Origin of the sequence: Nocardioides luteus (genome assembly GCF_000960475.2) — a bacterium.
Taxonomy (GTDB): domain Bacteria; phylum Actinomycetota; class Actinomycetes; order Propionibacteriales; family Nocardioidaceae; genus Nocardioides; species Nocardioides luteus_A.
In genome coordinates this window covers 74244-86778 of sequence record NZ_JZDQ02000005.1, presented here as the reverse complement: position 1 = coordinate 86778, position 12535 = coordinate 74244, and the positions used below count along the sequence as shown (strand labels likewise).

Here is a 12535-nt window from a genome sequence, read left to right as displayed (position 1 = left end):
CTTCGTGCCGGCCCTGGAACAGCCGACCTCGGTCACGGAGGCTCAGCACCCCCGAGAGGCTCGGCAGCCAGTGGACGTGCGCCCTCGCGGAGCGACTCGTCTCACCCCGTGACGGGAGGGCTACAACGTCCTGCGAGCGCCGTTGATCTTCTGCCGGAGCCAGGCGGGGATGCGGTCCTCGTCACGGGGGAAGGTCTCGAGGTCGAGCGCGTACAGCCCCGGATGGGCCGGCCAGCGCCAGACCGGCTCGTCGTCGTAGTTGAACACGACCTTCGTCAAGTTCTTCTCCCCCTCGCCCTCGCCGCTGGCGATGGTCCAGCGGGCGGAGAACCAGGCGCCCTTGCCGGGTTCGTACATCACCCGCCTGAGCTCGTCGGTCAGCGCGAGGATGCTGTCGGGCGGCTTGGCGTAGGCGAGGCTGCCGTCGGGTCGGTGCACGTCGATGCGACCGGTGAAGAACATCGACAGGTTGCGGTGGTTGAAGACCAACGTGGACCAGTCGCCCTCTACCTCGTCGGCGAGGTGGAGGGCGATCTCATCGATGAGCTGTTCCTGTCTGACCACAGGAGGAACGGTCATGGCGTTCAACCTACTACCGCTGTCGACCGCATTCCGGGACCATCGTCCCGGGGTTCGGCACGGCGAGGTGTTTCCCACACGTCACGGGACGGTGAGTTCCTCATGGCACCGTGACCGCCGGACCAGGTTCGGGGCTAGGTTGAGCGGGTGACCCGGAACCCGCGACAGTCCCTGGATCGCTCGGTGCTGCGGCTGGGTGCCCGCGTGCGGGAGCTGCGCAAGGCACAGGGCATGACCCTGGTCCAGCTCGCCGAGGCGACCGACCTGTCCCACCCGTTCCTGAGCCAGATCGAGCGCGGGATGGCGCGCCCCTCGATGTCCTCGCTGTTCCGGATCGCGCAGACCCTGGGCACGACCCAGCAGGGGCTCCTGGCGGACAGCGTCGAGAGCGTCTCCACCGGCCCGGCAGCGGTCGTACGCCGCTCCGGCCCCGGCACCGCGGAGGCCTCCAACGGTGCGGTCCAGGCGCTCGTCGCCGGGGCCGACCATGCGTTCATCCCGATGGAGTTCGCCGGCGACGAGACCGCCTGGGACCGCTACTGGCAGCACGACGAGGACGAGTTCGTCTACGTGGTGGGCGGCACGCTGCGGATCGACCTGGACGAGGAGGAGCAGGTCATGGAGACCGGCGACTCGGTCTACATCCCCGGCGGCGTACGTCACCGGTGGGCCAGCGCCGACGGCGGGCTCTTCCGGCTGCTGGTGGTCAAGGAGCAGCGCAGGCGCTGAACCGCCTCAGCCCGGCCGCGATCTCGTGCTCGTCGGCGGTGACGAGCACGCCGTCGCGTACGACGACCCGGCCGGCCACGACCACGTGCCGCGGTCGTCGCCCGGGCGAGGCCCACAGCAGTCCGGCGACGGGGTCGTGGACCCCGGCGTCGGCGACACCGGAGACGTCCCAGACGCACAGGTCCGGCCCCGACCCCAGCCCGGGGCGGCCGAGACCGGCCGCAGAGCCGGCCGTCGCCATCTCGAGCACGTCGGCGGCGGCCAGCGGCGGACCGACCAGCGGCGCCACCTGCATGGCGAGGCGAGCGTCGGCCAGCAGGTGGCCGGCGTCGTTGCTGCCGCCGCCGCTGGTGCCGAGGCCGACCTCGATCCCGGCCTCCCGGAGCGCGGCGACCGGCGCGATCCCCCACCCCATCGGCAGGTCGCAGCCGGGCGCGTGGGTGCCGCTCACCCCGGCCACTGCGAGCCGCCGGATCTCGTCCGGCGTCACGTCGCACAGGTGGGCCAGGGTCACGTCGGGCGCGAGCCAGCCCCACTCCTCCAGCAGGTCGATCGGGCGCCGGCCGTAGCGCTCGGCCGCGATCGCGACGTCGACCTGCTCGTTGGCCTGCGTACGCCGCCGCAGCCCGCGCCGGGCCGCCACCTCCCCGAGCAGCCGGAAGGTCGGCTCCGGGTCGGAGTGGACCCCGGCCGGGCCGACCGCGACCTGCAGCATCCCGTCGGCGCTCACCCCGCCGGGCGCCTCCCCCACCAGCGCCTCGGCGATCAGGTCGGCGCTGTGCGCCGCGGTCTCGGGGTCGTCCCGGGCGGCACCACGGACGAACACCAGGCGGGCGCCGAGCTCCGCCGCCGCCCGGGCGGTTCCCTGCGCCAGCGGCACCGTCTCCTCGGGAGTCAGCGGGGCCGGCCAGGTCAGGTGGTGGTCGGCGACCGTCGTGACCCCGCAGAGCAGCGACTCGGCGAGCCCGGCCCGGGCGGCCGCGTAGGTGAGCTCGGTGTCCACCCCGACCCGGTCGTAGGCCGCGGCCATGGTGGGCAGCCAGGTCGCCATGGGGACGCCACGGGTGCCGGGGAGGGTGCGGAACGCGGTCTGCAGGAGGTGGTGGTGGGCGTTGACCAGGCCCGGCGTGACCAGGCACCCCGAGGCGTCCAGGTCATCGTCGGGCCCTTCGACCTCGAGATCCCCCGCGGCCGCCCCTGTGATCCGCAGCGTCATGCCGACGGCGAGAAGCGAGCGGCCTCCACGATGACCTCGGCCAGCGTCGCGACCCCGGCCTCGAAGCGGGCCTTGCCATCCTCGGCGGTCGCGGTGGTCGGGTCGCCGAGATAGCCGTCGGTGCCGAAGTCGTCGGAGAGCCAGCCGAAGGAGACCGGCTTGCCGAAGCCGATGTGCTGATAACCGGCGAGATGCGAAGGCACCTTCCGCTCGCCTCGATCCTGGTGGACAAGCTCCGGCCGCAGGTGAAGCATCATGGAGGTCTCCCCGTGGCCGCCGTGGATACCGAGCCCGAGCTCGTCCTCCCGCGACGATCGGCCGCCCTGGTCCGGCGGCACCGAGAGGTGCGCGAAGAAAGTGGCCAGCCCGAACTGCTTGCGCAGCTCCCGGCTGGCGACCTGGCCGAGCGCGGAGTTGCCGCCGTGCCCGTTGACGAAGAGCAGCCGGGTGATCCCGGAGGTGCTCAGCGAGCGGCCGATGTCGACGAGCACCCGCATCAGGGTGTCCCAGGAGAGCCAGATCGTGCCGGGCGACCAGGAGTGCTCGTCGGACTTCGTGTAGGCCAGGGGTTCGAGCAGCACCACGGAGGCGCTGCCCGCCTCGGCCACGGCCGCCACGGCGGCTTCGGCAGCCTCGGCGGCGATCACGTAGTCGGTCGAGACCGGCAGGTGGGGACCGTGCTGCTCGATCGCGCCGAGACCGAGGACCGCCACGGTGTCCGGCGGCAGCTCGGCGATCTCCGGCGCGGTGAGGTCGGCGAAACGGGGCATCAGCGGACTCCGATGTTGACGCGGGTGTCGACCAGGGCGTGGTCGGTGAGCTTGCCCTGGTTGAGCAGGCCCTTGGGGTCGCGTTCGCGCGCGACCTCGGTGACGAGCTCGAGGTTGCGGTCGACGTACCACTGGTGGGGCGAGTGCACGCCCACGCCGATCTCGTCGAAGCGCGGGATGCCGGCCAGGACCTGCTCCTCGGAGACGTACTCGGCGACCACCATCGCCAGCGGTCCCCTCCCCATCAGCTCGAGGTGGAGCCAGACCGGCCCGTCGTAGACCTCGCGCACCCGGTCGGCGTCGGTCCAGTAGAGCTCTCCCCCGGTCTCCATGTGGAACCAGCTCCGGTCGCGGTGGGCGCGCTGGAGGAAGTAGACCGGATGGTTGTAGGACATCCCGGAGAGCAGGTCGGTCGCGGCGTAGTCCTCCAGACACGCCCGTACGCTGCCCCCGGCCGCCACGACCAGCGACTCGATCGCGGCGACCGTGGAGGCCTCGGCGATCACCCGCAGGCTGTGCTGAGCCGGGTCGAGATCGACGTTGGTGGTCAGGGTCGGGACCAGCGCGGGCTCGTCGCCCGAGGCCAGCCGCGGCAGCACCGGCAGGTCCAGCAGCCGGCGGTGCACGGCCACCATCGCGTCCCAGCTGTCGAAGGCGGCGTAGACCGCCACCCAGTCCCGCGCGGGATCGGTGCGGACCACCACCGAGGTCACGACGCCGGTCACGCCGTAGGCGTGGATGTAGGGCAGCGTCTCCTCGCCCCGCACGGTGAGGAGCCGGCCGCTCCCGTCCATCGGCGCCACCGTGAGCTCGGTGACGAACCCGTCGGAGGTGGTGCCGTGCTCGATCGTCCCGGTGCCGGCGCTGCCGCCACCGATGAAGCCGCCGATCGTGGAGCCCTTGGTGGAGGGGAAGATCCACAGGTCGCGCCCGGCCTCCCGGGCCACCTTGTCGATCTTCGTCATCCGGGCACCGGCCCCGGCGCGTACGTCGCCGTCGGCCAGCACCTCGATCGCGTCCAGGCCGCGGAGGTCGAGGATGATCCCGCCGGTGAACGGGGTCGCCTGGCCGTAGTTGCCGGTGCCGGCGCCGCGCGGGACGACCGGCACGTCGTGCTCGTAGGCCATCGCCAGCACGTCGGCGACCTCCTGCTCGGTCCGCGGCCGGACGATGGCGTCGGCGACGTAGCGGCCGCTCGGCACCTTCTCCTGGAGGATCGGTGACATCCGCGACCAGTCCGAGGAGAGCTTGACCAGCGCGGCCGGGTCGGTCTCGACCCGGTCCGCGCCGAGGCGGTCGGCGACCTGGGCGGTCACCAGGGACGTGCGCTGCGAGATCGTCATCGGCGTCACTTCATCGAGATCGAGTCGTCGATGAACCGGTTGTCGTAGAGCGACTCCGGGTCGATGTCGTCGGAGCCGATCGTGCCGGCCTGCTTCATGATCGGCGCGAAGGTCTCGACGACCTGCTTCATCCGCTCGCCGTCGATCTGCCCGAAGACCCCCGACTTCGGGTCGTCGTGGACCAGGTCGAGGTCGGTCATCGTCTTGGCGGCGTACGCGGCGACGCCCTCGCTGTAGGTCCAGCCGGTCTGGTAGCGGTCGACGATGTCGACGATGATCCTGTTGGCCCAGTCCGGGTCGGCCAGGTAGTCGATCTCGGCCTGCTGCATCACCGGGACGAGCTTCTCGAGGCAGTCGGCCTCCTTCTCGACGTCCTCGGCGCGGACCGCGATCGGCTCGGGGTAGATGTCGTAGCCGACCTCGGAGAGGAGCTGGTAGCCGATCGGCTTGCCCCAGCTGCTGATCTCCTTCTCGTAGATGTAGGGCTCCGCGGTGGCGAACCCCTGCTGCAGGATCGTGGGCTCGGTGACGAAGCGCTGCGGGGTGCCCTCGTAGGAGAGGTCCGACTGCTTCTTCTCGATCATCCCCTGCGACTCTAGCAGCGCCGGGATCACGTCGCCGGCGGTCACGACCGGGTCGCCGTCCTTCGCGGCGTCGGCGATGGTCTTCGCACCGTCCTGGCTCTTCGGGTCCCACATCAGGATCTGCGGCGAGACGGTCAGCTGGGAGGTCAGGGCCACGGTGGGCTGCTTCGCCGCGGCGGCGATCGCGGCGTCGGTGTTGACCGCCCCGATGAGGATGTCCTTGTCGAGGTACATCGTCGCCGGGACGGGCTGGAAGCCGGTCGCCGGACCGCCCGAGCGGACCTCGATCTTCACACCGGTGTCGACGCCTCCGGAGACGAGCGGACCGGTGACGGACTTCTTGTCGGTGTCGACGGTGTAGCCCTCGCCGACCAGGCTGTACATGCCGCCGTGCTCGGCCTCCGGCTGCCAGTCCTGCTGCATCACCACGGTCGCCGGGCACACGTCGGAGAGGTCCTTCGCGCTGCCCTTCTCCGCCTTCGTCACCTCCCCGGCGCTCGCGGTGCTGGCGGCGCCGGAGTCGCTCCCGCAGCCGGTCAGGGCCAGCGGTACGACAGTGGCCAGTGCGATCAGGGCGGCGGCGCGGCGGTGTCTGGGTCGGTTCAGGGGACGATTCAAGGCGCGGTTCGAGACGCTGTTCATGCGGTGTCCGTTTCGTGAGGGTGGAGGGTCAGCGCTCGCCGTACCACTTGCCGATGACGGCACGGTCGAGAGCTGCGAAGGCCGAGAAGACGACGACCCCGAAGAGGGCGGTGAGGATGATCGCCATGAAGAGCGGCTCCATGCTGAGCCGCAGCGTGTAGACCCGGAGCAGCCCGCCGATGCCGGGGCTGCCCTGCTGGAAGTAGAAGTCACCGACGATCACGCCGATGACCGACAGCCCGGCGGCGTTGCGCAGGCCGGTGAAGATCGCGGGCATCGCCGCCGGCAGCTGCAGCTTGAGCAGCCGCTGCAGCCGGGTCGCCCGGTTGAGGGTGAAGAGGTCGTGGGCCGGCGCGGTCGCCGACTGCAGGCCGAAGAGCGTGTTGGCGATCATCGGGAAGACCGCGATGATCACGCAGACCACGATCCGGGCCGAGATGCCGTAGCCCATCCAGATCCCGATCAGCGGGGTCAGCGCCAGGATCGGGACCGTCTGCAGGATGACGGCATAGGGATAGAGCACCTTCTCCAGCAGCCGGGTCTGGGCCATCACCATCGCCCAGGCCATCCCGATCACCACCGAGATCAGCAGACCGGCCAGCGCGACCTGGACCGACTGCCACAGCGCCGCGAGCATCGGCTGCATGATCTCCGGCCGGCCGAGGGTCTCCCCGAAGACCTGGTGCGGCGGCGGGAGCAGGAACCGCTTGTCCTCGCTCAGGACGACGTACGTCACCAGGTACCACAGCCCCGCCAGACCGCCGGGCGCCGCGATCATCGGCACGACCTTGGCGACGGCCCGGCGCAGCAGTGGCGGCGTACGTCTTGTGGTCGGCTCAACGGGAGCGGCCTCGGTCGCAGCGGCGATGTCCGGGCCCACAACCAGCTCGGTGCTCATGCGTGCTCCTCCAGTGCCTGGGAGACCTGGCCGACCAGGTGGGCGAAGTCGGACTCGAACCGCAGCTCGGGCGGGCGCGGGAACTCCCAGGGCACCGGGATCTCGGCCACGATCCGGCCCGGCCGGCCGCTCATCACCACGACGCGGGTGGAGAGGTAGACGGCCTCGGCCACGGAGTGGGTGATGAAGAGACCGGCGAAGCCCTTGAGCCTGAAGAGCCGCTGCAGCTCGGTCTGCATCGCCAGCCGGGTGATCTCGTCGAGGGCACCGAACGGCTCGTCGAAGAGGGCGAGGTCGGGCTCGGCGACCAGCGCGCGGGCGATCGAGACCCGCATCCGCATGCCTCCGGAGAGCTGGCGCGGGTGCTGCTTCTCGAAGCCGGTGAGACCGACGAGATCCAGCGCCTCCTGGGCAGCCTTTTGCCGCTGTGACTTCGGGAGCCCGCTCAGCTCGCCGATCAGCTCGACGTTCTTCCGGGCGCTGCGCCACTCCAGCAGGGTGGGGTCCTGGAAGACGTAGCTGCTGGTGCCCGCGTCGACGTCGACACGGCCGACAGTGGCCTCCTCGAGTCCCGAGGCCAGCCGGAGCAGGGTGGACTTGCCGCAACCGGAGGGGCCGACGACGGAGACGAACTCGCCGGCGTCGACGCTCAGGTCGACCCCGGTCAGCGCCGTCGTGCCGGTCGGGAAGCGTTTGGTCACCCCGGTGAGGGCGAGCGTGGCGGTGGTCGTTTTCATGTCACCTCGGCATGGGATCGAGATCGAGGACGGTGCTGACGCGGGTGTCGGCGAGCACGCGGCCGCCGTGGACCACTACGCGGGCGGTCCGGGCGCCGGCGACGACCTCGTCGAGAGGTACGTCGGGGACGAGCAGGAAGTCCGCCCGGCTGCCCGGTCCCGTGCCCGCGGCCGGGAGCCCGAGCACGGTGCGGGTGGTCGTCGTGACGGCGGCGAGCGCCTCCGCCGGCCGCAGGTGTCCGGCGGCGACCAGGAGCGAGGTGGTCTCGAACGGGTCCGCCCGGCCGACCGGGTTGAAGGGGTCGCGCAGGTTGTCGGCACCGGCCGCGACCGGCACCCCCGCGTCGAGCAGCGCCCGGAGGGCGGTGAGGCCCCGCGGCACCGCCCCGTCGGCGTCGCGTCCCTGCAGGTAGAGGTTGGTGATCGGAAGGGTCACGATGCCGATCCCCGCCTTCGCCACCAGGTCCACGACGGGACGGCGACGGTCGTGGTCGAGCATGCCGAGGCGTACGCAGTGGGAGGCGGTCACCTGCTGCTGCAGGCCCCGGGCGATGACCTGCTCGGCGAGATCGGCGAGGTCGAGGTGGTGGGTGGTGGTCTGCTCGTCGGTGTGCAGGTCGACGGGGAGACCGGACCGCTCGGCGTGGTCGAGGATGCGGCTGGTCTCCTTGGCCGGCTCCTCGGCCAGGTGGGGGCAGCCGCCGAGGACGTCGATGCCACGGCCGATCGCGTCCTCGATCACCGCGTCCGGGACGTCCTGCCCGGCGAGCAGGCAGACCTGGAGGGTGACCACGCCCCGAAGCTCCTCCCGTAGCCCGAGCAGGGCGTCGACCCCACGCAGCGGGTCGCCGGCGAGGAGCGCGTCGGCATGCGTACGGATCGTGGTGATGCCGTTCGCCACGTAGCGGTGGACCGCCCGCCGGGCGCGGTCGGCGAAGTCGGCTGCGGTGAGCGTGGGGACGAGCGCACGCCACTGCTCGATCGCCGCGACCAGGTCGTTGCCCGCCCGCGGGCCGGGCGTGATCAGCTCCGCGCTCAGCGCCTTGTCCAGGTGGGCGTGCGGCTCACCTGCGCCGGGGACCAGCCGCCAGCCCGTGGCGTCGGTCCCGGGGCCGCCCTCGACCGGCCGGACGACGGTGATCTCACCGGCCGCGAGATCGAGGTCGGCGAGGGTGCCGTCGAGGAGGCGTACGTTGCGCAGGGCGGTCAGCTCCACGCCGGCCAGGGACGCCGGACCGTCCACCGGACCGACCTGTCCCGTACCTCGTGCCCCGGTCATCGGCGCCCCCTCTCCGCTCAAAATGTTGATGAGATGAACATTTTCGAGCGTAAGGAGCGGTTATTTCGGCGGCGTAACCGTTTCGGTCCTCCTCGATGAAACCCGGCTAGGGCGTGTGGCGCACGGCGTCGGCGAGGGCGCCGAGCACCTCGGATCCGGGCGGCGCCAGGTAGGCGACCAGGGTCAGCTCGTCGTCGACGGTGCGCATCTTGGTGAGCTCCAGCTCGACCCGCCCGAGGCTCGGATGGCGCACCACCCGGGTGTGCGAGCCGATCGCGGCCAGGTCACGCCGACCCCACAGCGTACGGAACTCGTCACTGACCGACTCCAGGTCGGCGACCAGCTTGGCGACCTCCGGGTCGGCCATGTCGACGGCCGTCTGCGAGCGGAAGAAGGCGACCGCCTCGGCAGCCTCGGCCTCCCAGCTCTCGGACATCGCGCGCACCTGCGGCGAGGTGAAGGTCTGCCAGATGACGTTTCGCTCGGAGTCGGCGAGCTGGTCCAGGCCGGGGAAGAGCAGCTCCGCGCCCCGGTTCCAGGCGACGATGAAGAAGTGGCGGTCGACCACGAACGCCGGGTTCGGGTCGAGGTGGTCGAGCAGCCGCTGGTAGCGACCGGCGTCGGAGCGCTCCGCGCGCCGCGGCGGCAGCTCCCCCGACAGCTGGAAGAGGTGCTGGGTCTCGAGGTCGTCGAGGCCGAGGACCTCGGCGATGCTGGAGAGCACCTGCCGAGACGCCCGTACGTCCGCTCGCCCCTGCTCCAGCCAGGTGTACCAGGTCACGCTCACCGCGGAGAGGGTCGCCACCTCCTCGCGACGCAGCCCCGGCGTACGTCGGCGCCCGCTCACCCGCAGGCCGACGTCCTCGGGCCGCCGGCGCTCGCGACGGCTGCGGAGGAAGTCGCCGAGCTCGCGGCGCAGGTCGACGGTGGTCACGACCTCCATTGTGCCCAAGCCTGGTGATCCGGCTACCAGCATCCGCTGCATCTGGTTGGCGCCCTCGTGGTTCGTCACGATCGTCGTATCGCCCGACAGATCCCGAGGAACGAGGAAAGACATGAGCAACGTGTTCATCACCGGAGCGACCGGCGGCATCGGCGTACCGACCGTGCGGATGCTCGCGGGCCAGGGCCACCGGGTCTTCGCCGGCGTACGCGACCGCGACCTCGCGCGCGCCTTCGACGACCTCACCGGGGTGGTTCCGGTGGAGGTGGACGTCACCGACGAGGCCTCCGTGACCGCTGCGGCGAAGGCGGTCGCAGCGCAGCTCGGCGCCGACCCGCTCGACGCCGTCGTCAACAACGCCGGCATCATCGTGCAGGGCCCGCTGGAGCTGGTCGAGGGCACCGAGCTGGAGCGGCAGCTGCGGGTCAACGTGCTCGGTCCCGCGACCGTCATCCGGGCGTTCCTGCCGCTGCTGCGTCCCGGCCCCGGCCGGATCGTCAACGTGTCCGCGCCGACCGCGCGCCGGGCCGTGCCGCTGATGGGTCCGATCTCGGCCAGCAAGGCCGCGCTCGAGTCACTCTCGGTGGCACTCCGCGGAGAGCTGGCGCCGTGGGGCATCAAGGTCGTCATCGTCGAGCCGACGGCGGCGGACACCCCGATCTTCGCGCGCGCCCGCGCCGCCGCAGAGGACTCGTTCGAGCGGACCGACCCGCAGGTCCAGCGGCTGTATGCGCCGATGATCGCCGCGGCCGACGAGGCGGGGGCGAAGATGGCCCTGGCCGACCCGGACTCGATCGCGAAGGTGCTGGTCAAGGCCATCACCACGCCTCGGCCACGCACCCTCTACACCGCCGGACGGGGCGCCGGGATGCTGCCCATGATCGGGCGCCTGCCCGATCCTCTCGCCGACGCCGTCATCTCCCGGGCCGTCGGGATCGCGGGGGTGCACAGCGGCTGAGCCTCCGACGCCGGTCACCTGCCCGAGCCTCGGGCAGGTGACATATCGGACGGCGTCCGCGGGTACCGCCCGAGGATGCAGCCGTCATCCACCTCCGATGCGCCGACCGGGCCCGCGGTCCCCCAGGGCGTGTTCAACATCGTCGCGGGTCTGTGGCCGCTGCTGAGCCTGCGCAGCTTCGAGTGGGTGTTCGGGCCCAAGCAGGACCGCTGGCTCGAGTACACGGTCGCCGGCCTGCTCTGCGTCAACGGCGCGGCGCAGATCGCCGCCGCCCGGGCCGGTGAGCCGGTCGCCGCCCGCCGGATCGGCCAGGGCACCGCTCTCACCCTGCTCGCGATCGATCTCGTGTACGTCCCCCAGGGCCGGATCCGCTGGACCTACCTGCTCGACGCCGCCCTGGAGGCCGGTTGGCTCGCGGCGTGGCGAGGAGCCCGCTGATGGTGACGAACGGGGTGGTGCTCGTCTGGCTCTTCACGATGGCCGCCGGAGCGTTCATGTTCGGCACCGCTAGCCGCTTCGGCGCCCCGCCCGCAGCCATCCGCAACTCGCGGCTCCCGGGCCCGGCCCTGCTCTCCCACCCCACCCTGACCGGAGGCGCCTTCGCCGCGTGGCTGGGCTTCATCATCACCGAGGAGCGCGCGTTCGCCTGGGTCGCCGTCGGCATGCTCGCCGCCGGCATAAGCCTCGGTGCCGTCCTGTTCGCCCAGACCATGAAACCTGATCGCTTCGTCCTCGCCGAGGAGACCGACGAGGTCGGTGATCCGGTCCGCCGGCCGTACGACGTCGCCGAGCACGAGATCCCGCGCCCGGTGATCTACGGCCACGGGATCCTCGCCGCGATCACCTTCACCCTCGTCCTGCTCGTCGCCCTCGGCGTCCTCGACTGAGCCCTCGGCGCCGGATCCGGCCGGCGTGGCCGTCACCTGGGCGATGCCACGGCGGCGCTTCCGGGACCTTCCCGAGCAGGCACTCCCGGAGGCGCTGCGCACAGCGTTCTAGAGATTGAACCCGCCGGAGGCCTCGATGTCCTGGCCGGTGATCCAGCCACCGCCGTCGGACAGGAGGAAGGCGATCACGCCGGCGATGTCCTCGCCCTCGCCGATCCGGCCCAGGGCCGTCTGGGCCGCGAGCGGGGCGATGAGCTCCGGGTGCTTGGCGAACCCGTCGTCGCCGAGCCGGGTCCGAGTCGGCCCCGGGGCGACCGAGTTGACCCGGATCCCTCGCGGGCTGAGCTCCTTGGCCAGGTACCGGGTCCACACCACGACGGCACCCTTCAGTGCGCCGTACGCCGAGAATCCGGGCGTGAGTCCCGTCAGCCCGGCGGCGTTGCTGGATGTGTTCACGATGGCGCCTCCGTCCGCAAGGACGGGCAGCAACCGCTGCGTGAGGAAGTAGGGCCCCTTGAGCAGAGCGTCGGAGAGCTCGTCGAACGTCCCGACGTCCATCTGGTCGAAGGGCAGTGCCCGCGAGAGCCCCGCGTTGTTGACCAGGCCGGTGAGACGGTCGGCCTGCCAGACGTCTTTCAGGCAGCGTCGTACGTCCTCCACGAAGCCGTCGAAGGTCTCGACGCTGCCGACATCGAGCGGGAGCGCTGCCGCGGTCCCACCCGACCTCGTGATCTGCTCGACGGTCGCCTCGGCCCCGTCGGGGTTGTTGCGGTAGGTCACGATCACGCCGGTTCCCTGACGTGAGAGCTGGAGAGCCGTGCTCTGGCCGATGCCCGAGCTACCACCGGTGATGAGAGAGATGTTCATGTCTTCGACCCTGGTGCCTGACGAACCGATGCCCTAGACCGTTCCTGGTGATCTCTTGCCTGATCCTGCTCGGTTCGCTCTTTGTGGGCAACGAGGGGCGCTT

General features: G+C 71.3%; 14 protein-coding genes. 4 read left to right on the top strand and 10 right to left on the bottom strand.

The window, feature by feature from the left end:
• Nucleotides 1-120 precede the first annotated feature (120 nt).
• A complete protein-coding gene (locus tag UG56_RS04630; protein WP_084100501.1) occupies nucleotides 121-579 on the bottom strand; it encodes an agglutinin cell wall attachment protein in 459 nt (152 codons plus the stop codon).
• 147 nt (nucleotides 580-726) lie between these two features.
• Here UG56_RS04630 and UG56_RS04625 point away from each other — a divergent pair, with 147 nt between their 5' ends.
• Nucleotides 727-1308, top strand: coding sequence for a helix-turn-helix domain-containing protein (locus UG56_RS04625; RefSeq protein ID WP_045546892.1), 582 nt, complete (start codon nucleotides 727-729; stop codon nucleotides 1306-1308).
• Here UG56_RS04625 and UG56_RS04620 read toward each other — a convergent pair.
• The 8 genes from UG56_RS04620 to UG56_RS04585 all read right to left on the bottom strand — a co-directional run bounded on the left by UG56_RS04620 (nucleotide 1286) and on the right by UG56_RS04585 (nucleotide 9711).
• Nucleotides 1286-2524 (bottom strand): amidohydrolase family protein, encoded by a 1239-nt coding sequence (locus tag UG56_RS04620; RefSeq protein WP_071326875.1) that lies wholly within the window; start codon nucleotides 2522-2524, stop codon nucleotides 1286-1288. The genes UG56_RS04625 and UG56_RS04620 overlap by 23 nt on opposite strands.
• Nucleotides 2521-3294: a creatininase family protein gene (locus UG56_RS04615; RefSeq protein WP_045551747.1), complete on the bottom strand. Its 774-nt coding sequence runs from the start codon at nucleotides 3292-3294 to the stop codon at nucleotides 2521-2523. Before UG56_RS04615 ends, UG56_RS04620 begins: the two co-directional genes overlap by 4 nt.
• On the bottom strand, nucleotides 3294-4637 hold the full coding sequence (locus UG56_RS04610) for an FAD-binding oxidoreductase (protein ID WP_045551750.1): 1344 nt from the start codon (nucleotides 4635-4637) through the stop codon (nucleotides 3294-3296). The genes UG56_RS04615 and UG56_RS04610 overlap by 1 nt, the downstream gene beginning before the upstream one ends.
• Nucleotides 4638-4642: 5 nt before the next feature.
• Nucleotides 4643-5863 (bottom strand): hypothetical protein, encoded by a 1221-nt coding sequence (locus UG56_RS04605; protein ID WP_256206433.1) that lies wholly within the window; start codon nucleotides 5861-5863, stop codon nucleotides 4643-4645.
• A gap of 28 nt (nucleotides 5864-5891) precedes the next feature.
• Nucleotides 5892-6761 (bottom strand): ABC transporter permease, encoded by an 870-nt coding sequence (locus UG56_RS04600; RefSeq protein ID WP_045551746.1) that lies wholly within the window; start codon nucleotides 6759-6761, stop codon nucleotides 5892-5894.
• Nucleotides 6758-7498, bottom strand: a complete 741-nt coding sequence (locus UG56_RS04595; RefSeq protein WP_143054909.1) for an ABC transporter ATP-binding protein — start codon at nucleotides 7496-7498, stop codon at nucleotides 6758-6760. The genes UG56_RS04600 and UG56_RS04595 overlap by 4 nt, the downstream gene beginning before the upstream one ends.
• A 1-nt stretch (nucleotide 7499) precedes the next feature.
• The gene (locus UG56_RS04590; RefSeq protein ID WP_256206432.1) at nucleotides 7500-8777 is read right to left on the bottom strand and encodes an amidohydrolase family protein; all 1278 of its coding nucleotides are present in this window, start codon (nucleotides 8775-8777) and stop codon (nucleotides 7500-7502) included.
• Nucleotides 8778-8883: 106 nt separating this feature from the next.
• Nucleotides 8884-9711, bottom strand: coding sequence for a helix-turn-helix transcriptional regulator (locus UG56_RS04585; RefSeq protein WP_442756958.1), 828 nt, complete (start codon nucleotides 9709-9711; stop codon nucleotides 8884-8886).
• Nucleotides 9712-9832: 121 nt separating this feature from the next.
• Here UG56_RS04585 and UG56_RS04580 point away from each other — a divergent pair, with 121 nt between their 5' ends.
• The 3 genes from UG56_RS04580 to UG56_RS04570 all read left to right on the top strand — a co-directional run bounded on the left by UG56_RS04580 (nucleotide 9833) and on the right by UG56_RS04570 (nucleotide 11565).
• Entirely contained in the window at nucleotides 9833-10678 is an 846-nt protein-coding gene (locus UG56_RS04580) for an SDR family NAD(P)-dependent oxidoreductase (protein ID WP_045551804.1), read from the top strand.
• Nucleotides 10679-10753: 75 nt separating this feature from the next.
• Nucleotides 10754-11116, top strand: coding sequence for a hypothetical protein (locus UG56_RS04575; RefSeq protein WP_045551803.1), 363 nt, complete (start codon nucleotides 10754-10756; stop codon nucleotides 11114-11116).
• Nucleotides 11116-11565 carry a hypothetical protein gene (locus UG56_RS04570; protein WP_045551802.1) on the top strand — a complete coding sequence of 150 codons (450 nt, stop codon included), beginning with the start codon at nucleotides 11116-11118 and terminating at the stop codon, nucleotides 11563-11565. Before UG56_RS04575 ends, UG56_RS04570 begins: the two co-directional genes overlap by 1 nt.
• Before the next feature lie 108 nt (nucleotides 11566-11673).
• Here UG56_RS04570 and UG56_RS04565 read toward each other — a convergent pair whose 3' ends face one another.
• Nucleotides 11674-12432: an SDR family NAD(P)-dependent oxidoreductase gene (locus UG56_RS04565; RefSeq protein ID WP_045551801.1), complete on the bottom strand. Its 759-nt coding sequence runs from the start codon at nucleotides 12430-12432 to the stop codon at nucleotides 11674-11676.
• Nucleotides 12433-12535: the final 103 nt, after the last annotated feature.